Source organism: Nocardia sp. CA-128927 (assembly GCF_050955855.1).
Taxonomy (GTDB): domain Bacteria; phylum Actinomycetota; class Actinomycetes; order Mycobacteriales; family Mycobacteriaceae; genus Nocardia.
Genome location: NZ_CP192087.1, coordinates 9,184,282 through 9,205,081, shown reverse-complemented (window position 1 = coordinate 9,205,081; position 20,800 = coordinate 9,184,282). Strand labels below are relative to the sequence as shown.

Here is a 20,800-nt window from a genome sequence, read left to right as displayed (position 1 = left end):
GGTTCATGCGGTCGGCGAAGCGCTGGGGTCCGCCCTCTCAGCCCGGCCTTGCCCGAGCTCCCGCGGTGGGGGTGGTTCGGGCGAATAGTACACGCGGCATCCGCGAGGTCCGTGCGATTCGCACGCCGATGCTGGGAAACAGCTGTGAGCTGCAAGTTCGCTCGAGTTGCTACCGTGGATATCGAGTAGAGTGCGAAGACCTGCGCGACTTAGGAAATATCCGCTCTGAACAGGTAATTGGCTCCCTGCGGCCGGGATCACACCGTCCGTTAACCCTGATAACGGAGTCGTTACTGTTTGTTCATTAGCTGGGGCAAGGATTACTAGGTATGACTCGGAGGCAAGTGATCGGTTGGGTAGCTCTGCTGGCCTCGGTGCTTGCCGGGGCCGAGTTACTCGATCGGGTGCATTTTCCGGCGCCGCAGATGATCCTAGCGATCGTCGTCGGCGGTGCCCTGGCGTTGGCCGGGAAGTTGCCCGCGCCGATGCCTCGACAACTATCCTGCGGCGTGCAGTCCATGCTCGGCGTGCTGATGGGCAGTTATCTGGAGATCTCGCTGCTGTCCAGCATCGGCCTGGCGCTGGTGCCCGTGCTGGCCGTCACGGTGGCGACGCTGCTGATCAGCCTGCTCGTCGCGGTGGTGTTCGCCCGCTTCGCCCACGTGGAATTGCCGACCGCGACGCTCGGCCTGCTGGCCGGTGGCTCCGCGGCGGTGGTGGCGGTGGCCGACGATATGGACGCCGATCCGCGCCAGGTGGCGTTCATGCAGTATCTGCGGGTCGCACTGGTCGCGGTGAGTGCGCCCGCCCTCGGCGCGCTGCTGAACAACAGCGGCGACGGGATGAGCACCGAACACGCGACGCTCGGCGCCTCGGTCACCAATCCTGATCTGCCGTTCTGGATGATCGTCGGACGTGGCGACCAGGTCGCCGGGTTGTCCATCGCGGTGATGTTGTGCGTCGTCGGCACCAAGCTGGGAAAGTGGCTCAAGCTGCCGAGCCCGGCGCTGATCGGGCCGATGCTGATGACCGCGCTGCTCACCGCCCTCGGCGTCAGCCACGGATACGCGCCGACGAACCTGTTCAAGGACCTGCTGTTCGTGCTCATCGGCTTCGAGGTCGGCACCCGCTTCACCAGGACCGTCGTCCGCGAGATGGCCAGGATGATCCCCGGCATGACGGTCACCATCGTCGCCCTGTCCGCCATCGTCGCGGGCCTGGCCTTCGCGGTCGCCACCTTCGTCGACCTCGAACTGTCCGACATCTACCTGGCCACCACGCCCGGCGGGATCAACGCCGTGCTGGCCACCGCCGAGTCGATGGACGCCAACCTGCCGCTGATCACCTGCGTGCAGAGCATGCGACTGCTGCTGATGGTGTTGATGCTGCCGCTGTTGGCAAAGGGGATGCGGTGGTTCTCGGCGCGGCAGTTGGGGATGCGAGAACCCGAGTTAGCGGTCTGACCCGGCCTGCGCGGACTTGCCTGCGCCCCTACGCCTTTCGTACCGCGCCGACAATCAGATCGGTCCATTCGTCCGCCAGCGACGCCAGCCGATACCACGCCGCATGCACCCGAACATCGGAAACCTTTTCGGCAGTGTGCAGTAGATGGCTGGCATGCGCGTGTGCCGCGGCCATGCGATCGACGGTGGTACCGAGCGATCCGGCGCGCAGGTGCTCGGTGCAGCTGCGGCGGGGGAGTTGCGTGGCCACCCAGGTATCGATGGCCGCGACCAATTCGGCACGGCGGCAATCGATTCCGGCCGTCGCCAGCGGATTGCCACGGCGCTGCCGATGCAGGACGGCCAACCGGCGGGCCCAGCCGAGCATGGGATGGTCACAGCTCGGATCGCCCTCGTGGCTGCCGAAAGCGGCGACCAGTTCGCGTTGATCCGGCAACGACCCGGCGGTGCCGGTGGCGGGCAGCGCGCGATCACGCACGAACATCGCGGGCTCCCAGCGGCTGCTGACTCGAGTCAGGGCGAGGGACCAACCGTCGATCGATGAGGTCGGCTGACAATGTATTCATCGTGCACCTCCGGGTGACGTCAGGCGGGAGGCATTGCCCTGATGCCGAATCCGAGATAAGAGTGCGCTGTTTACCTCGGCGTGTCGGTGACATCGAGATGGCACCGCGATGACAGGTCGTAACAATCTTCTCCTCATCGCGTCGGACCGGTTGTGAGGAAGACCGACCAGTCCCGGAGGGTGGCCGGAGTCGACAGTACGGCCTCGCGTGCCGGACCGGTTAGTAGTCGCGCCGAAAGCCGCAATGTGGCAAATTATCTGCAAACGAAAGGTTCGAGTTATGCGGCCGGGGTATAACCGGCCTTGAAGCAGCCTCGGCAAACCGCCATGGCGTAATCGGATAGCGAAGGGACGGGCATGTACACCTCCAGTTTGGCTATCGATTTCCAGAAGGGGTTCTCGGACGCGTGGAGTTCGGTGGCCACGTTCGTCCCCAAGCTGGCCGGATTCATCGTCATCTTGCTCATCGGCTGGATCGTCGCGAAGGTCGTCTCGACGATCGTGGACAAGGTGCTCGACCGGCTCGGCTTCGACCGCCTGGTCGAGCGCGGCGGCCTCAAGCAGATGATGTCGCGCAGTCGCTACGACGCCTCGGATCTGCTGGCGAAGCTTGCCTACTACGCGATCCTGTTGATCGCGCTGCAGCTCGGCTTCGGCGTCTTCGGGCCGAACCCGGTGAGCGAGCTGCTCGACGGCATCGTCTCGTGGCTGCCCAAGGCGGCGGTCGCGATCATCATCGTGGTGATCGCCGGCGCGATCGCGTCCGCGGTGCGTGACCTGGTCGGCAACATGCTCGGCGGGCTGTCCTACGGCGCGATGATCGGCCGGATCGCCGCGGTGTTCATCTGGGGCGTCGGCATCGTGGCCGCGCTGAACCAGATCGGAGTGGCCATGTCGGTCACCATGCCGATCCTGATCACCGTGCTGGCCACGATCGGCGGCATCCTGGTGGTCGGCGTCGGCGGCGGCATGGTGCGTCCGATGCAGCAGCGCTGGGAGAACTGGCTGAGCGGGCTGGAAGAGGAGATGCCCGCGGTCAAGGGGCATGCCGAGGCGTACTCGCGCGGCCGGGAGGACGCGTCGCGGGAGCAGCTGTGGATGGATCAGCAGGCCTCGCGTGGCCAGCACTCGCAGCAGTGGGACCAGGGTGCGATGCAGGGTGGCGGCTCGTACGAGCAGTCCGGTGAGTACATGGGCTACCGCGATCCGGGCGAGCGGCGCTAGGCACGAACGACGAACGCGTCCGCCGTGGGCTCTGCCTACGGCGGACGCGCTGTGTCAGGGGGTGGATCAGGCGAGCTGCTGCGACGGGTGCAGGCACACGCTCGCGAGCCGCAGCTGGACCCAGTCGGCGTTCGCCCAGCTGCCGAGATCGCCGGGCGCCGCACTGGTCATCCCGTGCTCGGCCGCGGCTTCCCGCACATGATCGAGGAGTCCGCGCGCGTAACCCGCGAGCAGCACGCTCACCGGAACCCGCGCCGCGTCCTGGACGCCGAGCTCGAGGATGTCGCGCACGGCCGCCGCGTGCTGATCCAGCGCCGCCGACAGCGCGGGCAGTTCCGCCGCCGCGGCGAGCGCTGGTACCCCGTGCGTCTTGTGCAGGCGGGTCAATATCTTGCGCGCCGACACTTCGAGCAACGCGGGGCCGAGCAGAAACATGTTCCTATGCTAGCAACCGGCGAGTCTTTATAGAACTGTGACGCTTCACCCAGTCTGTTTTGCCGGATAAGTGAGTTCCAGCAAACTCGCCGCATTGAAAATGCTTGGGCGAGAACCGGTTAGCCTCGATCTTTCGCCGGGTTGATGTGCTGGCCTGATCGGGTTCGGATTGGGTGTTTCGGTCGTAGTTTTCCGGTTGCGGGCAGGGCAGCTGGCCCGCGCAGCGGGCTGGCTGCCGGGTTCCACTGGCCCGGGTGGTTGGTTTCCTTGGTTGCAGGGACGGTTTCTGGCTGGTCAGCCGGGTTGCAGGCGTGCTGCGGCGGTGGTGAGCAGTTCGGTGTAGGGGGCGTGCCGCGCCAGGTGCAGTGTGGTTTTGCGGGCATGGCGGGCGATGCGTCCGGCGGCTGAAAACAGCCGCAGCCGTAGCGTTTTCGGTTCCCAGCGACGTGCGGGGTGGTCGTGCAGGGCGAGTGTCTGCATCCAGGCGGTCAGGTCGAGTGCGAGCGCGACGACGGCGAGCCAGATGCGGTTGGCGTCGAAGCTGTGGAACGGAAGATTGCGCAGGCCAGTGTCTTTCGCGTTTCTGATCCGGTCTTCGCAGCGGGCCCGCTGGCGGTGACGCAACTCGAGGTCGGGCAGCTGGCCGCGGGTGGTGTTGGTGACGAACGCGGTCAACCGCATCCCGTCGCGGTCGGTGAACCGCAGCTGAGCACCGGGGTGTGGTCTCTCTTTCCTGACGATGAGCCGCATGCCGGGCGGCCATCCGGTCAACTCGGTGATGCCGGTGACTTCCACGACCCAGGCGCCGTCGCGGACCTCGCCGTCTGCGTCGTAGGCCGGTGTCCAATCCTGCGGATTCAGGTGGGTGCCCATGGCGGTGACGATCTCGTCGGTGAGAGTGAACCCGACCGAGTACTGCAGCCGGCGGCGGTGGCAGTAGTCGAGGAACTCGTGGGTGCCGCCACCGGAATCGGTGCGCACCAGCACTTTCCGGCCGACCCGCCATCCCGGCTGCCACGGCAGCTGAGCGAGGGCATCGCGGAGAACCTGCTTGTGGTCGGCAGCGGTATTACTACCGGCGTTGCCCGGCCGCAGCATGGGCGCGGCGGGCTCGCCGGTGCCGGTGCGACCGTGGTCGATGAACGACCACAGCGAGTGGAAGCCGAAGCCCCGCTTGAACGTCGGTGTGGCGTTCTGTTTTTCCGAGTGCGCGTCGGTCAGGGTGGCGTCGAGATCGATGATTAACGGATCATCGATGTTGATCCCGTGACCGGGGGCGTTCGGCCCAGCCACGGCCCACGCCTGCGCCCGCGCGTCCGCGCGTGCAGAAGCGATGGCGGCCAACGCTTTCGGTGCCTGGGCAGCCAGCGCGGTGATCGTCCGCGACACCGTCGGATCCGAGGCCACCAGACCGAACACGCCCGGCTCGGCCCGTAACAACGCCACATCCGCGGCGCAGTCACCACCGACCGCGAGTGTCACCGCCAAATCCAGCACGATCTTGCCCGGGTCGTGGACAGCCATCGGTTTGCGCCACGGCCCCAACTGTTCCGACAAACCCCAGGTCAAACCAGTTATCTCGGCAGTACGCAGCAGCAGTGCCGCACCTGCGTGTGACACCACGCCCGCACCGTCACCGTCGATGGTCAGCCGCGGATACGGCGATATAGACTTGCCCACCAGAAAGGTGCTCCAAAACCTCGATCAATTCAGCCTTCGCAAGTCGAATTATCGCAGGTCGGAGCACCTTTCGCCATTCCCGCCGCAGGTTAGGCGCCATTACCATGATTGGCCGAGGTTAGCCAGAAGCCGTTTTCGAATGCGACCGATCGGTATTGATTCGCGGTGGCTCGACTTCTGGCGGCCGGATGCCCGTTCACCTATTGGTCGGCTGTTACCGGAAGGCGTTGGCGTCGGTGAGCGCGCGGCCGAGCACCAGCTGATGCACTTCCGCCGTGCCCTCGTAGGTGAGCACCGACTCCAGGTTGTTGGCATGGCGCAGCACCGGGTAGTCCAGCGTGATGCCGTTGGCCCCGAGGATGGTGCGGCACTCGCGGGCGATCTTGATGGCCTCCCTGGTGGAGTTCAACTTGCCCGCGCTCACTTGCTCGGGGGACACCTCGCCACGATCCTTCAGCCGGCCGAGGTGCAGGGCGAGCAGCTGGCCCTTGCCGAACTCGAGTGCCATGTCCGCCAGCTTCGCCTGGGTGAGCTGGTATCCGGCCAGCGGCTTGTCGAAAACCTCGCGGGTGCGCGTGTATTCGATGGTCGAGGCGAGACAGTCGCGGGCCGCGCCGAGCGCGCCGAAGATGATCCCGAACCGCGCCTCGCTCAGGCAGGCCAGCGGCGACGCCAGCCCACGCGACTCGGGCAGCACGGCGTCGGCGGGCAGCCGGACATCGTCGAGGTCCAGTTCGGCGGTCACCGAGGCGCGCAGCGACAGCTTGCGATGCATCTCGCGCGCGCTGAACCCTGGTGTCCCGGCGGGCACCAGGAAGCCGCGGATCACCTGCTTGCCCTCGTCCTCGGTCTGCGCCCACACCACCGCGATATCGGCCACCGAGCCGTTGGTGATCCACATCTTCGAGCCGTTGAGCACCCAGTCGGTGCCGTCGCGCTTGGCCCTGGTCCGCATGCCTGCGGGGTTGGAGCCGAAATCGGGTTCGGTGAGCCCGAAGCAGCCGAGCGCGCGGCCCGCCGCCATCTCCGGCAGCCACTGCTGCTTCTGCTCCTCCGAGCCGTACTTGTGGATCGCGGTCATCGCCAGCGATCCCTGCACCGACACCATGCTGCGCACGCCGGAGTCGACGGCCTCCAGTTCCTGGCAGGCCAGGCCGTACATCGTCGCCGACATGCCCGCGCAGCCGTAACCCTCGAGATGCATGCCGAGCAGTCCGACCTCACCCAGCTGCGGCGCGAGTTCGCGAGCCGGGAAGGTGCCCTCCTCGAACCAGTCCGCGATGTGCGGTCGCAAGCGTTGATTCGCGAAGGTCGCGACGGCATCGCGGATCTCGCGCTCATCGTCGGACAGCAGGGAGTCGATCGCGAACAGTTCTTCCACAGTCACCATGGGCTAAGCGTAATTGGGAGGGCGCCGGTGAGATCAGCGTCTTGGGCGGTACTCATCATAATTTTTCCGGTCTAGTGACCCTAGCTGCGTAACTACGTCGGAGCGGGGGGTCGGATCGTCCGCAGAGTATCCATCTGGTACTACCGGGGGGTTGCCCGGAAATCGCCCCTGATTAGGCTGGGGCCATGAGCGAGCGTAGCGAGCGAATCATCGAAACAGCTGAGCGCAGCTCAGTCATGCCGGAGCTGAGCGCCAGCGAGGCGCAGGCATGAGTGAGCTGGGGTTCTCAACACGCGCCGTGCATGCCGGATTCGATCCCGACCCGCAGACCGGCGCGGTGAACGTGCCCATCTATGCGAGTTCGACGTTCGCCCAGGACGGAGTGGGCGGTCTCCGTGGCGGTTTCGAGTACGCCAGGACCGGCAACCCGACCAGGTCCGCGCTGGAAGCGAACCTCGCCGCGCTCGAATCCGGCACCTACGGCCGGGCGTTCGCGTCGGGCATGGCGGCCACCGACTGTGCCATTCGAGCTGTGCTGCGTCCCGGTGACCACATCGTCATCCCGGACGACGCGTACGGCGGCACCTTCCGGCTGATCGACAAGGTGTTCAGCCAGTGGGGCATCGAGCACTCGCCGGCGCACGTGTTCGACGTGGACGAGATGCGCGCGGCGATCCGGCCGAACACCAAGCTGGTGTGGGTCGAGACCCCGACCAATCCGCTGCTGAGCATCGGCGACATCCCCGCGCTGGCCGATATCGCGCACGGCGTGGGCGCGAAACTGGTGGTGGACAACACCTTCGCCACCCCGTACCTGCAGCAGCCGCTGCTGCTCGGCGCCGACATCGTCACGCACTCGACCACCAAGTACCTCGGCGGGCACTCCGACGTGGTCGGTGGCGCGCTGATCACCAACGACCCCGAACTCGACGCGGCCTTCGCCTTCCTGCAGAACGGCGCGGGCGCGGTGCCCGGCCCGTTCGACGCCTTCCTCACCTTGCGCGGCACCAAGACCCTGGCCGTGCGGATGGACCGGCACTGCGACAACGCGGAGACCCTGGCCGAGTTCCTGACCCGGCATCCGGCCATCGCCCAGGTGATCTACCCGGGCCTGCCGGAGCACCCGGGTCACGCGGTCGCCGCGAAGCAGATGCGTCGCTTCGGCGGCATGATCTCGGTCCGGCTGCACGGCGACCCGGCCGCGGCCCGCGACTTCTGCTCGCGCACCAATGTATTCACCCTCGCGGAGTCGCTCGGCGGGGTGGAATCGCTGATCGAGCACCCGGCCGCGATGACGCACGCGTCCACCGAGGGCTCCGAGTTGGAGGTGCCCGCCGATCTGGTGCGGCTGTCGGTCGGCATCGAGGACGCCGCCGACCTGCTCGCCGATATCGAGCAGGCGCTGGGCAGCTAGGAACCCGCAGACATGACGAAACGGCCGCACCTCGGAACCAGGTGCGGCCGTTCGTGTCTCAGGGGAACAAGTCGGCCGGGGCGCGCTGTCGGAAGCTGCGCGATACCGCGGCCGGAAGCGTCAGCTGTGGTAAGGCTCCGCGCTGACCAGGGTGACCTTCATCGTCTTGCCGTTGGGCAGCGTGTACTCGCGGGTGTCGCCGACCTTGGCGTCGATCAGCGCGCCGCCGAGCGGGGACGCGGGCGAGTAGGTCTCCAGCTTGGAGTCGTTCAGGCCCTCTTCGCGGGTCGCGATGAGGAAGGTCTCGGTGTCGGACTCGTCGCCGTCGTAGTAGACCTTGACGACCGAGCCGGGGAGTGCGACGCCGGACTTGGTCGGCGCGACACCGACCTTGGCGTTGTTCAGCAGCTCCTGCAGCTGGCGAATGCGCGCCTCCTGCTGGCCCTGCTCCTCGCGCGCGGCGTGGTATCCGCCGTTCTCCTTGAGGTCGCCCTCTTCACGGCGTTCGTTGATCTCGGCAGCGATAACGGGACGATTGGCAATGAGCGCATCGAGTTCGCCCTTGAGCCTGTCGTGCGACTCCGGGGTCAGCCAAGTCACTTGCGTCTCAGTCATCTCGATCACTCCCTAGTAGTTGTTCCCGGCAGGCCGGGATTCCCTGATAACTGCCGCAGTACCCACCCGTGGGGCGGGCACGCACCAGTCGACGGCTAGAGCGATCCTGGGAAGTTCATCGAACCCCGACAGACCCTGGTTCCGGGCAAAGCTCATAATCCGGAACAGATAGCGCTGGCCGCCAATGCAGCAAACACGGCTCCGAACCCCGGAACCGTGTATCAGGCCATTTTAGCATGAATCACAAACGTGCAGGTCGGAGTTAATTTCGAGGACAAATGGTACGGCAAAAAGGGCAATTCACCCTGCTCGGAGATAGCTGGGAACCGCCGTGCTGCAACCGTAGATACTGCTCGACGCCGGTCGCGAGGACGTCTTCACCGTGGTGGTCTGCTCGATCGTGCCGCTGGTAGACGGCTCGATCAGCACCTCACGGCGGCCGACCTCGACGCTGTCGCGGGCCATCGCCCGGACGAAACATACCGCAGCTTGTCCAGGGTCCTTGCGGGTGACCTTGATCCGGATCGTCATGGTGGCGTCGTCGACGACGATGTAGCCGAGCTGCTCGGACTCGAGGTCCTTCGGGCCGTACTTCTGGTAGCCGATGAAGGCGACGCCGCACCCGAGCAACACCACGACCACGCCGAGGGCCAGCGGCAGCCAGCGGCGGTCGACGGGCGGCTTGGTTCCGTACCGGTCGGTCGGCCTAGTGTTCGTCGCCGGAGCCGAGGCGTCGCTTCGATCGGTCACAAGGTCGCTCCCGGGGGGTACGTCGGAACAAAAGTCGGTCGAATGGAACTATAGGGAACGAAGACCCGACACCCGCGAGCGAGAGCGACGGTGAACGAGACGTGAGTGGCCTTCGCCTCATGGCGGTGCATGCCCACCCCGACGACGAATCGAGTAAGGGTGCCGCGACGACCGCCCGGTACGCCGACGAAGGACACGATGTCCTCGTCGTGACGCTGACCGGTGGCGAACGTGGCAGCATCCTGAACCCCGCGATGGACACCCCCGGTGTCCTCGACCGGATCAACGAGATCCGCCGCGAGGAGATGGCCGCCGCGGCGCGTGCGCTCGGCGTGCGCCAGCACTGGCTCGGTTTCGTCGATTCCGGTCTGCCGGAGGGTGATCCGCTGCCGCCGCTGCCCGAGGGCAGCTTCGCCGTGGTGCCGCTGGAGGAGTCCACCGAGGCGCTCGTCCGGGTGGTGCGCGAATTCCGGCCGCACGTGATGACGACCTACGACGAGCTGGGTGGCTACCCGCACCCGGACCACATCCGCTGCCACGAGGTATCGGTCGCCGCGTACGAGGCGGCGGGCGACCCCGAGCGGTTCCCCGACGCGGGCGAGCCGTGGACGCCGCTGAAGCTGTACTACGACCACGGTTTCACCGCCCGGCGGATGGAGGTCTTCGCCGAGGAGTACGAGCGGATGGGCGAGCCGTTCCCGCTGCAGGAGTGGCTGGACCGGATGCGTAAGTACGTCCCCGAGCGCGGCGACGTGTTCTCCAGGGTCACCACGCAGATCGACTGCGCCAAGTACTTCCCGCAGCGAGACGACGCCCTGCGCGCGCACGCCACCCAGATCGACCCGAACGGCGCGTTCTTCGCCATTCCGCTGGAGCTGCAGCAGCGGCTCTGGCCGACCGAGGAGTTCGAGCTGGCCAAGACCAGGGTCAAGACGGCGCTGCCGGAGACCGATCTGTTCGCGGGCATCGAAGACGAGCAGCGGTGATGCTGGTTCTGCTCGCCCAAGCCCCCGGCGGCACCCCCACCGGGCCGGAGTTCGGCAAGGCCTCCCCGCTCGGCCTGGTCATCATCCTGATCCTGCTCGCGGGCACCGTGCTGCTGGTTCGTTCGATGAACAAGCACCTCAAGAAGCTGCCCGCGACCTTCGAGCCGGAACATCCGGAACCGGACCAGGAGGCCGACGAGGGGACCGAGCGCGGCATCACCACCCGGCCCGACGAGGCCGAGTCGGACGGCCGGGCCGAGAAGACCTGACTTTCGGTCGCGCTCAGATCAGGCGGGGCCCAACAGATCCCAGCGGTTGCCCGCGATATCGAGGAATACTGCTACGCGTCCATAGGGCTCTTGCCTTGGCACAGTGACGAATTCGACACCGCGCGCCACCATTCGGTCGAACGCTGCGTCGAAATCGGCTACCTGGAGAAAGAATCCGACCCGGCCCGCCGTTTGGTTGCCGACTGCTTCGGTCTGCTCGGCGCCGTCCGCTCGGGCCAGCAGCAGGCCTGTCTGAGCACCGGGTGGGCGAACGACGACCCAGCGCTTCGGGCGTCCGTCGTTCGTATGGGCGGGGCTGTCCTCGATGAGGTTGAATCCGAGCGCTTCGGTGAAGAAGGCGATGGCCGGGTCGTAGTCCTCGACGACGAGGGTGCAGAGGTCGATTCGCATGACCACATCATGGTGGACGACCATTGTCTGCGGCAGCGGCGGGAATCGGCTGGTGGGTCAGTTGAACCGGCAACCTGCGGCGCGCGGTGGCTGTGTGAATTTCAATCGGCGGTAACAGGTTTAAACAACGGCTGAACTGGATACCGAAATCTCTGTGGCCGTAGCTTAATCGGAAGTGGTTGTCAGCTTCACACCACTGCATGGCGTGCTCTATGGTCACAACGCCGCCAGCACAACAGTTTTCAAACGTTGTGGGGCGGCCGTTGCGTGCGCACCGTGGGCATTGCACACTGTAGCGAGACGTATTCGGCTCGCGCAGCCGCTTTAATCCACCGGCCACTGAGAAGCACACTGCTGGCAACCTAATTCGCCGTGAGCAGCTTTCGCAACGGCCTCCGTATGTCGCCCGCCTGTGTTACCAATTCAGCCAGACCGCTCGACCGTAAGGAAGCTCATGGAGAATGTGATCGGACAGATCGACCGTGCACTCGATGCGACGAGCGTGATCGTCGCCGCCTTGGACGAGAGTTCGATGGCGGCGCCGACGCCCTGCCGGGAGTGGGATGTGCGCACCGTGCTCAACCACATGGTGGGCAACATGCACTTCTTCGCGGCCGCGCTGAGCGGCACGGATTCCGGCGCCGATCACGAATCCGATTGGCTCGGCGGCGATCCGCAGGGCGCGTACGCGGCGGCGGCGGAGGTGGATCGAGCGGCCTGGCATCGGCCCGACGCGCTGGACAACACCGTGCACATCTCGCTGGGCGCACTGCCCGCGCCGACGGCGGCCCTTGTGCATTTCACCGAGCTGGTTGTGCACGGCGTCGACCTCGCGGTCGCCATCGGCAGGCCGGAGCTGGCCGACGATGAGCTGTGTGGCGAACTTCTCGCCACCATGCAGGCCAGGGGTGGCATCGACCAGTTCCGCGCGCCGGGCATCTTCGACGCCGAGGTGTTCGTCGAGGAAGGGGAGCCCGCGCATCGCCGGCTGCTCGGTTACGTCGGCCGGGAAGTGCTGGCGCGGACGCCGTAGCGCGGGTTAACGGATCCGCACCACGGTCGAGGCCGCGAGGAGCAGCAGCTCGCGCGCCGCGGCCTGCTGGTAGCCGAGTCGGCCACCATGGTTGCGGTGTAATGCGTGCTGCTCGGCATGCACCGAAGACGTCGTCGCAGTGATATCTCGGGCTGCGTCGTCTTTCGGACGTGCGATGGTGAATTTGCGCATGGCAATTACGCCCTTTCCTTCAGCTGCAGGTTTATCGACCCGATTTCATAGGCGCCCACGGTATTTCGGGCATACGAAGGAAAACGTATGCAGGGCAAGTACCTCCACCGGTCGAGCTACCGAATCCGTCGATTCGGTCGAATCGACCGTTGTCCGCGCACCGGGCGCGTTGCGAACTGTATCCGGTCGAATTCGACCGGCGCATCCTATTTTTCGGCGATGCGGCGGACCGGGTGGCGCAGGATGGTCTTCGGCACTGCGGCTTTGCGTGGATCGGTGAGGTAGATCTCGTGATGGCGGCCGTTCATCGTGAGCCCTTCGGCGGTCATGAACGCGTCCATCTTGGCGAGAGTTTCCGGTTCGTTCGCGTACGGGCCGACGTGTAGCACCTGGATGGCGTCGCCCTCGGTGAACCGCTCGAAGGTTGCCCCGTGCACCATGTCCGCGGTGACGACCTCCGGCATGCGGATCAGCAACTTCCAGTGCCATTCCTCGCGGGGCACCGTCAGCGGGGGTTCGTCGGACTCCACCCACCACAGCCCCTCCAGCTTCGGTACCACGAAGTCCTGTCCGGCCGCCTTGGCGATCTTCTTGGCGCCGTACGCGGTTCGATACAGCGTCTCGACGGCCACGGTGTACTCCGGGCCCGCCGGAGCGCCGGAACCGGTGACCGTCAGATAGTCGTCGGTGTCGAAGGTGCGCAGCGTCGGTTCGGTCGGCGCGTGGTAGTAGTGCCGGTCGGTCTTGGCAAGGTCCAGCTTCATCCCACCAACCTGAACGCTCCAGCACCTGGAGAGTCAAGCGATATGGCAGGTTGGGGAGTCGTGGATGAGTTCTTCCGGGATGTCGGGGTGCAGGGGTGGGTGCATGCCCGGTGTTTCGACTGCGGCGCGGAGGCCGGGTCGGTGCCGACCAGCCGGTGGTGCTGGCCTCGGTGGTGAAGGTGCCGCTGGTGCTGGAGTTCGCCCGGCAGGTGGCGGCGGGTCAGTTGGACCCGACCGATCGGGTGCGCGCGAGTGGGGTGGATCGCCTCGGCGGGGTCGGCACGGCGGGTTGTCACGACGATGTCGACCTGAGCCTGCGCGACGCCGCGTTCTTCGCGCTCACGCTGAGCGACAATACTGCCGCTGACCTGCTGTTCGACCGGGTCGGCATCGACAATGTGCGTTCGCTGGTGCGCGAGCTCGGCCTCGAGTCCACCCGGATTGTCGGAGCGCCGCGACACATCGTGCAGAGCATGGCCGACGACATCGGCGCGCGTGACGCCGCCGAGTTCGCCGAGCGGTTTCCGGCACTCACCGCGGCGGAGATCCTCGGCACCCGTGCGCTGGATCCGGGCCGGACCACCGCGAGCACACCGCGTGAGATGACGAGCCTGCTCACGCTCATCGGTCAGGATCTGGCGGGTCCGCCCGAGGCGTGCCGCTGGGTGCGCGATCTCATGCGCCAGCAAGTGAATTGGCATCGGCTCGCCGGTGCGTTCCCGCCGGAGGTGCAGGTGTGGGCCAAGACCGGCACGCTGCCCGGGGTGCGCAACGAGATCGGCGTGCTCGAGTACCCGGACGGAAGCCGTTATGCCGTAGCGGTATTCACCAGGGTGGACAGTCTTGCCCAACGGCTGCCCGAGGTGGATCGCGCCATCGGCGCCGTCGCCGCGCACGCGATCGGCAGCATCGTGCGCGGCTGTGCCTCGCCGGTGCCCGGCTCCGCCTCGAGCAATGGTGCGTTACCTGTTCGGCTCGCTCGCTGACGCTGGCTCACGGCCTGCCGTACACCACATTCCACGGTCGTTGCGGGGTGGCCTGAACCGCTGTGGGCCGAGATGTGCCGTCGCCCTGTACAACTCGCACGATCAGCTCGGCCAGTTCAGGCACCAGCGGGTGCGGCGCGGTCGCGGGCCAGGCGAGCGAGAGCCGCCAGCTCAACGTGCCCTCCGGTAGTGGTCGCCAGACCACCCGCGGTTCCTTCTGCGCCACCATGCCCTGATCGAAGGCGACGCCGCGGCCGGAAAGCACCATGCCGAGCACGAATTCGGGGTTGCGGGCGTGCTGCACCCGCGTTGGTTTGAAGCCGTGTTCCCAGCAGCTGCGTAGCGTCGCGTCATAGAGTCCGGGCGCGGCCGCCCGCGGAAAGATCACCAACCCGAGTCCGGCCAGATCGGCGAGGGTGAGCGAAGACCGCACGGCCAGTGGCGAATCGCGGGGCAGCACCACGCCGACGGGTGTGTCGACGGCGGGACCGAGTTCGAGGCCGACGACGTCGACCGGATGCTGTAGCAGTCCCGCGTCGAGCTGCCGGTCGGCTAGGAGGCGGACCTGCTCGGCGGTGGTCAGCTCCTGCAGATCCACGCGCACCTCGCGGCTTTCGAACGTGGTGAGGATGGCGGCGAGCACCCGGCCCGCCAGTTCCGGCGGCACACCGACCCGCAGCGCGTCCATCTCGCCACGGTGGGCTTTGCCGACCAGCGAGGTCGTTCGTTCCCAGCGAGCGAGCAGATCGCGGGACTCGGCGAGCAGGATCTGACCGGCCTCGGTGAGTTCGACTCGGCGGCTGTCCCGGTCGAACAGCCGGGCGCCGAGGTCGTTTTCGAGCTTACGGATGCGTTGGCTCAACGGCGGCTGGGCGATGCCGAGGCGCTCGGCGGCCCGGCCGAAGTGAAGTTCTTCGGCGACGGCAACGAAGTACCGCAGCTGACGCAGCATGTCCACGCTGCGACGATATCGTTTTCGATATCGCCGAGCGGGTTCGCTGGTCTTGGACAGCGGTATCGATCCTGTGTTGTGGTGCCTGCATGACAGGTTTCGGACGGCGGCGATTCTTCGGTGTGACGGCGAGTGCGGCGATGCTCACGGGCGTAGTGGCATGTGGCGGAAGGGAATCCGCGAAACCGGCCGCCGATACTCCGGCTCCGGCACCTGGCGGGATGACCCTGCGTTGGTGGGGTAACAACGGCTGGGAAATCCGGCTGCCCGGCGGCAAGACGGTGCTGATCGATCCTTGGCTGACCAGGTTCCATACCGGTACCTATACCGATGCGGGAGCTGACCCGAACACCCCGATCGCCGTCGATACGGCCCTGATCGATCACTATGTGGACAGCGGTGAACTGCGCGCCGACCACATCCTGGTCACGCACGGTCACTACGACCACCTCACCGATGTGCCGTACCTGGCGAAGAAGACCGGTGCCACGGTGCTCGGCACCGAGACCCATCTCAATCTGATGGCAGCGCTCGGCGCACCCGAGGATCAGCTCGCGATCGCCACCGGCGGTGAGCAGCTTCGCTTCGACGGCTACACCATTCGCGCGCTGCGCTCGTTGCACTCGGCCTCCGGTGCCAGGGCAGAGGTGGCGTTCGCCGGTACCCGGCCTGGCCTCGGCGCGGGAAAGTTGCCGGAACCCAAGGTGATTCGCGATCTGGTCGAGGGCGGCACGCTGGCCTACGAAGTGAGCGGCGGCGGGATGAGCGTGCTGAACTTCGGCGGCTCGAACTACATCGAGTCCGAGCTGGCCGGTCTGCACCCCGACGTGTTGCTGTTGCCCGCGGGCGGCGGCAAGATCTCCGACTATGTCGCCCGGTTGCTGCGCGTCACCGGCAATCCGCGCTACGTAATTCCCACGCACTGGGACGATTTCGACTATCCGCTGGCCGAGCCCGCGCGGGATTGGGGCGGTCTCGAATCGCTGCGCAAGGCGGTGGCCCAGGCCAGTCCCACCAGCAAGTTCGTCACCGTCGACCACCTGCAAACCTTCACCCCCTGAGGGTCGACGGTGATCGGATGATGATCCGTTGCTGATGGGGGTTGCGGTTTTCTGGTTGCGGGACGGTTTGGCTGTCCTACCCGTACGAGAGGACATGACAATGGTTTACGCAGGCCCCGTGGGAGTTCGGGCACCCTGGACTCAGCCGGAAGTTCGTTACTACGACGGCGGTTTCGAGCAGGTGCTGTCGGAACAGGACACCGCGAGTGCGTTGACCGTTATGCGGGCCAAGGTGTTCCCAGCCGGGGCGCCGCCGCTGCACTTCCACACCAGGGAAGACGAATTCTGGGTCATCCTGTCCGGGCAGGTCCGGTTCTGGATCGGTGGATACTCCTTGGCGGAATGCGCCGTCACCGAGGCCGGTCCCGGCGCTTTCGTCTACGGCCCGCGCAACGTTCCGCATACCTTTCAGACCATCACCGAGGAGAGTGAGGTTCTGGTCGGTAGCACGCCGGGCGCGATCGAAGGCTACTTCAAGGGCGTCGGCGCGGCCGAGGCCCGAGATCACGACAAGAATGTCGAACTCCTCGAAAGCTTCGGGGTCACCATCGTCGGCCCGCCGCCGGTCTGGTCCGACTGGAACTGACCGGTCGGCCTCCGGAATTCGGCTGGTGCAGAGCAGGGTTCGAATCAGCCTGGGCGGCAACAGAGTTCGAGTTCGCCTGCGGGCCGTGCCGCTCTTCGCGCACAATGACTGTGCGACCTCGGTTGCGTCGAATGTTGTTCGCCGCGAACGACGTTCATCACAGCGGCGAGCTTCAACCCCGGCATCGCGGGTCGATCGCGGTGCGCGTGGTGACGGTGTCGTCGAGATACCAGAGCAGGGGACAGTGATGGACACTTCAGGGATTCCCGAAGGCGAACAGCGGTACTTGTTCACGGGCGGCACGATATTGACTGTTGACCAGGCCTTCTCGAGGGCCGAGGCAATCGCGGTTCAGGGCAATCGGATCGTCGCGGTCGGCGCGGAGGCGATGGTACGCGACATCGTGGGGGTGGGCGCCACGGAGATCGATCTGGCGGGCCGAACGATGTTGCCGGGCTTCATCGATGCGCATACCCACGTATTGACCGGCAGCATGGTGGCGGCTCTGATGGAGTACGTCGGCATGGCGCGCTTCGCCACCGCGCGAGAAGTACTCGATCATCTGACAGACATGGCAAGTGAAGCGCCCGAAGGCAAGTGGATCCTGGCCCGCAATTTCGATCCGGCAGTGCAGCCGGACCTGGCAGCGCTGACGTTCGCCGAACTCGACGCGGTATCGACCACGAACCCGGTGTTCGTCCTCAACGCCTCCGGACACATTGCTTACGCGAATTCCGCGGCGTTCGCCGCCGCGGGCATCGGGGAGGATGTGGAAGATCCGGAGGGCGCCGAGTTCGTTCGCGATGCCGACGGAAAACTCACCGGGACAATGAAAAACGGTGTCGCATACAACCAGGTCCTGGGGAAATGCGACGCCGCCGCCGGATTGAACCCGGTCGACGCGCTGATCGACCTACTCGAAGGTTGGCGGCAGGTCGGGTTGACAACGGTCAGTGAACTGGGCTTGGGCACCCTGAGCCAGACACCGGATGACCTCGCCGTCCTGACGCAGGCGGCCGGCACCGGCAAGCTCGCGACCCGAATCCGCGCCTATCCCTTCTACACCCTCGGGACCGACACCTGGGACGCGGCGGGGGTGCGGCCGGGCGACGGCGACGCGTTGGTGCGTATCGCGGGCTACAAACTCGTCGCCGACGGCTCCAACCAGGGATTCACCGGCCTGCAACGCGAGCCGTATCTCGATACCGACAACTACGGAATCGCGTATATGGAGCCCAAGGTGCTCGCCGCGGAGGCGGTCGACCGCGCGAGCAAGGGCTGGGCGCTCGCGATCCACGGCAATGGCGACGCCGGTATCGACAACATCCTGGATGCCTGCGACGCGATACGCGAGGCCGGGGTGGAGCCGGGCGCGGTGCGAGTGCGGATCGAGCACTGCTCGATCCTGCACGACGAACAGATCACCCGCATGAAAGACCTGGGCGTATCCGCCAGCTTCCTGATCGGGCATGTCCACTACTGGGGTATTGCTATGCGCGACACCGTCTTCGGCGCACAGAAGGCCTTGCTGCTCGACCGCTGCCGCAGCGTGCAGGCCGCGGGAATCGGGTTCACGCTGCACTCCGACTTCATGGTCACCGACCCCCACCCACTGCACATGATCGAGATGGCCGTCACCCGTCGCACCTGGAAAGAACCCGACTATGTGCTGGCACCCGACGAGCGCATATCAGTGGAATCAGCAATCCGCGCCGTGACATCCGAAGCGGCGTGGCAGCTCTCCTCCGAACATGAAGTCGGCAGCCTCGAAGTCGGCAAGTACGCCGACTTCGTCATCCTCGACCAAGACCCCCGCGCCGTCCCGCCGGACCAGATCAAAGACATCACAGTCCTGGAAACCTGGATGAACGGCAACCAGGTCTACTCGAGAAGGTGACGTCGGCGCGAGCGGTGACCAGCTCGAACGACGACTGTGAGACGGTGGAGGGATGAATCGGCTCGGGAACGCGACCTCGCCCTACCTGCGGCAGCATGCGGACAATCCGGTGCACTGGCAGGAGTGGGATGCTCGGGCGTTGGGGGAGGCGCGGGAGCGGGGCGTGCCGATCTTGTTGTCCATCGGGTACGCGAGCTGTCACTGGTGTCATGTGATGGCGCATGAGTCGTTCGAGGATGTCGCTACTGCGGAGTTGATGAACGAGAACTTCGTTTGTATCAAGGTGGATCGGGAGGAGCGGCCTGATCTGGATGCGGTGTATATGAATGCCACTGTTGCGATGACCGGGCAGGGTGGGTGGCCGATGACGTGCTTTCTCACGCCGGATGGGGAGCCGTTCTACTGCGGGACCTACTACCCGAAGGTGGCGCGTGGGGGGATGCCGTCGTTCACGCAGTTGCTCACCGCGATCACGGAGACCTGGCAGCAGCGGCGGGACGAGGTGCACAAGGCGTCGGCGCAGGTGACGGAGGCGTTGCAGGCGCAGGCGGCGGGGTTGCCGGATTCGGATCTTGCGATCAGTGCGGAGCTGCTCGATCATGCGGTGGCCGCGGTGTTACGGGATGAGGATCCTGAGCATGCGGGATTCGGCGGGGCGCCGAAGTTTCCGCCGTCGGCGTTGTTGGAGGGGTTGCTGCGGAGTTGGGAACGCAGCGGCGATCCGGCGGTGCTCGCGGCGATTACCCGGACGGCCGACGCGATGGCGCGTGGCGGGATCTACGACCAGCTGCGCGGTGGTTTCGCGCGCTACTCCGTCGATCCTGCCTGGGTGATACCGCATTTCGAGAAGATGCTCTACGACAACGCCCAATTGCTGCGTGCCTACGGGCATTTGGCGCGGCGTGCGCGTGCGGATGAGCCGGAGTCGTTGGCGCGCCGGGTCACTCGCGAGACCGTGCAGTTCCTGCTCGACGATCTGGGCACCGAGCAAGGCGGCTTCGCCTCTGCCCTCGACGCCGACACGCACATCGAACCCGGCCAGCCCGGGGTCGAGGGCGCGACCTACGTTTGGACGCCCGCCGAGCTGGTCGGCGAACTCGGGCCGATCGACGGTGCCTGGGCCGCAGAGTTTTTCGGTGTGACGACCGGGGGGAACTTCGAGCAGGGCACCTCGGTGCTCACCCGATACGCCGATCCGGCACCCGCCGATGCCGATCGGCTCGAACGAATCCGCGCCGACCTCCGCAAGACTCGCGACGGCCGACCGCAACCGGACCGCGACGACAAGGTGGTCACCGCGTGGAACGGGATGGCGATCACCGCATTGGCCGAGGCGGGAGCCGCACTGGGTGAGGACGACTGGGTGGCCGCGGCGGTTCGCTGCGCGCGATTCCTGTTGTCCGAGCACGTGATCGACGGCCGTGTGCGCCGCGCCTCGCTGAACGGCATCGCGGGAGCATCGCCCGGCGTGCTGGAGGACTACGCCTGGCTCGTCACCGGCCTGCTCGCCCTGCATCAGGCCACTGGCGAACTCGACTGGCTCGACGAAGCACAACGATTGCTGGACAAGGCAATCCAGCACTTCGCCGACCCCGGCATCCCTGGCAGCTGGTACGACACCGCCGACGACGCCGAAACCTTGGTCACCCGCCCCCGCGATCCCATCGACGGCGCCACCCCCGCAGGCGCGTCGTCCCTCGCCGAAGCACTGCTCACCGCGGCGGCCGCCAGTGACCCTGACCACGCCGTCCCCTACTTCGCACTGGCCGAACAGACCCTCCAGCGCGGCGCCGTCGTCCTGGCCCGCGCCCCGCGCTCGGCAGGCCAGTGGCTCACCGTCGCCGAGGCCGCGCTCCGCGGCCCCCTCCAGGTCGCCATCGCCACCGAATCGTCCAGCAAGCCAAGCGAACTGCTCGCCACCGCCCGCGCCACCGCCCCCGGTGGCACGGTAATCCTGGCCGCCCCGCCGAACTCGGTCCCCCTGCTGACCGACCGTCCGTTGCTGCGCGGCGAGCCCGCCGCCTACGTCTGCCGAGGCTCAGTCTGCGACCTGCCGGTAGCGACGGCGGCCGAACTGCGCGCGGCCCTGGAGCGGACGTAGGCGTTGCTGCGCGGTGAGCCGCCCGC

21 protein-coding genes are annotated in these 20,800 nt (G+C 66.4%); 11 read left to right on the top strand and 10 right to left on the bottom strand.

Translation table 11 applies throughout. From position 1 onward, the window contains the following. Positions 1-329: 329 nt before the first annotated feature. Entirely contained in the window at positions 330-1,463 is a 1,134-nt protein-coding gene (locus ACQPW1_RS42855) for an AbrB family transcriptional regulator (protein ID WP_433659076.1), read from the top strand. A gap of 28 nt (positions 1,464-1,491) precedes the next feature. On the opposite strand, the gene ACQPW1_RS42850 is transcribed toward ACQPW1_RS42855, so the two are convergent. Next, complete coding sequence (locus ACQPW1_RS42850; RefSeq protein ID WP_433659074.1) at positions 1,492-1,947, bottom strand: DUF4254 domain-containing protein; 456 nt, start codon at positions 1,945-1,947, stop codon at positions 1,492-1,494. Positions 1,948-2,385: 438 nt separating this feature from the next. Between ACQPW1_RS42850 and ACQPW1_RS42845 the strand changes: the two genes are divergently transcribed. Then, positions 2,386-3,252, top strand: coding sequence for a mechanosensitive ion channel family protein (locus ACQPW1_RS42845; protein WP_433659072.1), 867 nt, complete (start codon positions 2,386-2,388; stop codon positions 3,250-3,252). Between the two features lie 66 nt (positions 3,253-3,318). Here the strand turns inward: ACQPW1_RS42845 and ACQPW1_RS42840 are convergent, their stop codons facing one another. The 3 genes from ACQPW1_RS42840 to ACQPW1_RS42830 form a co-directional block, all read right to left on the bottom strand. Then, positions 3,319-3,687 carry a DUF6401 family natural product biosynthesis protein gene (locus tag ACQPW1_RS42840; protein ID WP_433659070.1) on the bottom strand — a complete coding sequence of 123 codons (369 nt, stop codon included), beginning with the start codon at positions 3,685-3,687 and terminating at the stop codon, positions 3,319-3,321. 294 nt (positions 3,688-3,981) lie between these two features. Then, on the bottom strand, positions 3,982-5,367 hold the full coding sequence (locus ACQPW1_RS42835) for an IS1380 family transposase (RefSeq protein ID WP_433655183.1): 1,386 nt from the start codon (positions 5,365-5,367) through the stop codon (positions 3,982-3,984). Between the two features lie 214 nt (positions 5,368-5,581). Next, positions 5,582-6,757 (bottom strand): acyl-CoA dehydrogenase family protein, encoded by a 1,176-nt coding sequence (locus ACQPW1_RS42830; RefSeq protein WP_433659068.1) that lies wholly within the window; start codon positions 6,755-6,757, stop codon positions 5,582-5,584. 268 nt (positions 6,758-7,025) lie between these two features. Between ACQPW1_RS42830 and ACQPW1_RS42825 the strand changes: the two genes are divergently transcribed. After that, positions 7,026-8,171 (top strand): cystathionine gamma-synthase, encoded by a 1,146-nt coding sequence (locus ACQPW1_RS42825; RefSeq protein WP_433659066.1) that lies wholly within the window; start codon positions 7,026-7,028, stop codon positions 8,169-8,171. A gap of 120 nt (positions 8,172-8,291) precedes the next feature. On the opposite strand, the gene greA is transcribed toward ACQPW1_RS42825, so the two are convergent. Together greA and ACQPW1_RS42815 are read right to left on the bottom strand one after the other, a co-directional pair. Continuing rightward, complete coding sequence (gene greA, locus ACQPW1_RS42820; protein WP_040738717.1) at positions 8,292-8,786, bottom strand: transcription elongation factor GreA; 495 nt, start codon at positions 8,784-8,786, stop codon at positions 8,292-8,294. Positions 8,787-9,086: 300 nt separating this feature from the next. Further along, positions 9,087-9,536 carry a DUF4307 domain-containing protein gene (locus ACQPW1_RS42815; protein WP_433659064.1) on the bottom strand — a complete coding sequence of 150 codons (450 nt, stop codon included), beginning with the start codon at positions 9,534-9,536 and terminating at the stop codon, positions 9,087-9,089. Between the two features lie 119 nt (positions 9,537-9,655). On the opposite strand from ACQPW1_RS42815, the gene mca reads away from it, so the two are divergent. Further along, complete coding sequence (mca, locus tag ACQPW1_RS42810; protein ID WP_433665500.1) at positions 9,656-10,522, top strand: mycothiol conjugate amidase Mca; 867 nt, start codon at positions 9,656-9,658, stop codon at positions 10,520-10,522. Next, positions 10,522-10,791 (top strand): hypothetical protein, encoded by a 270-nt coding sequence (locus tag ACQPW1_RS42805; protein ID WP_433659063.1) that lies wholly within the window; start codon positions 10,522-10,524, stop codon positions 10,789-10,791. The genes mca and ACQPW1_RS42805 overlap by 1 nt, the downstream gene beginning before the upstream one ends. 18 nt (positions 10,792-10,809) lie before the next feature. On the opposite strand, the gene ACQPW1_RS42800 is transcribed toward ACQPW1_RS42805, so the two are convergent. Continuing rightward, a complete protein-coding gene (locus ACQPW1_RS42800) occupies positions 10,810-11,202 on the bottom strand; it encodes a VOC family protein (protein WP_433659061.1) in 393 nt (130 codons plus the stop codon). A 454-nt stretch (positions 11,203-11,656) separates the two neighbouring features. On the opposite strand from ACQPW1_RS42800, the gene ACQPW1_RS42795 reads away from it, so the two are divergent. Then, entirely contained in the window at positions 11,657-12,235 is a 579-nt protein-coding gene (locus ACQPW1_RS42795; protein WP_433659059.1) for a TIGR03086 family metal-binding protein, read from the top strand. A 6-nt stretch (positions 12,236-12,241) separates the two neighbouring features. Here the strand turns inward: ACQPW1_RS42795 and ACQPW1_RS42790 are convergent, their stop codons facing one another. Together ACQPW1_RS42790 and ACQPW1_RS42785 are read right to left on the bottom strand one after the other, a co-directional pair. Continuing rightward, positions 12,242-12,427, bottom strand: a complete 186-nt coding sequence (locus tag ACQPW1_RS42790) for a hypothetical protein (protein ID WP_433659057.1) — start codon at positions 12,425-12,427, stop codon at positions 12,242-12,244. Positions 12,428-12,633: 206 nt separating this feature from the next. After that, the gene (locus tag ACQPW1_RS42785) at positions 12,634-13,191 is read right to left on the bottom strand and encodes a GyrI-like domain-containing protein (protein WP_433659055.1); all 558 of its coding nucleotides are present in this window, start codon (positions 13,189-13,191) and stop codon (positions 12,634-12,636) included. 110 nt (positions 13,192-13,301) lie between these two features. Here ACQPW1_RS42785 and ACQPW1_RS42780 point away from each other — a divergent pair, with 110 nt between their 5' ends. Further along, positions 13,302-14,177 (top strand): serine hydrolase, encoded by an 876-nt coding sequence (locus ACQPW1_RS42780; protein ID WP_433659053.1) that lies wholly within the window; start codon positions 13,302-13,304, stop codon positions 14,175-14,177. Positions 14,178-14,184: 7 nt separating this feature from the next. Here ACQPW1_RS42780 and ACQPW1_RS42775 read toward each other — a convergent pair whose 3' ends face one another. Next, positions 14,185-15,129, bottom strand: a complete 945-nt coding sequence (locus ACQPW1_RS42775; RefSeq protein WP_433665499.1) for a LysR substrate-binding domain-containing protein — start codon at positions 15,127-15,129, stop codon at positions 14,185-14,187. Positions 15,130-15,218: 89 nt separating this feature from the next. Between ACQPW1_RS42775 and ACQPW1_RS42770 the strand changes: the two genes are divergently transcribed. From ACQPW1_RS42770 to ACQPW1_RS42755, 4 genes are all read left to right on the top strand, one after another. Continuing rightward, a complete protein-coding gene (locus ACQPW1_RS42770) occupies positions 15,219-16,190 on the top strand; it encodes an MBL fold metallo-hydrolase (protein WP_433659051.1) in 972 nt (323 codons plus the stop codon). Positions 16,191-16,308: 118 nt separating this feature from the next. Then, positions 16,309-16,776 (top strand): cupin domain-containing protein, encoded by a 468-nt coding sequence (locus ACQPW1_RS42765; protein ID WP_433659049.1) that lies wholly within the window; start codon positions 16,309-16,311, stop codon positions 16,774-16,776. Positions 16,777-17,023: 247 nt separating this feature from the next. Continuing rightward, the gene (locus tag ACQPW1_RS42760) at positions 17,024-18,673 is read left to right on the top strand and encodes an amidohydrolase (RefSeq protein ID WP_433659047.1); all 1,650 of its coding nucleotides are present in this window, start codon (positions 17,024-17,026) and stop codon (positions 18,671-18,673) included. A gap of 52 nt (positions 18,674-18,725) precedes the next feature. After that, positions 18,726-20,774 (top strand): thioredoxin domain-containing protein, encoded by a 2,049-nt coding sequence (locus ACQPW1_RS42755; protein ID WP_433659045.1) that lies wholly within the window; start codon positions 18,726-18,728, stop codon positions 20,772-20,774. The last annotated feature ends 26 nt before the right edge of the window (positions 20,775-20,800 follow it).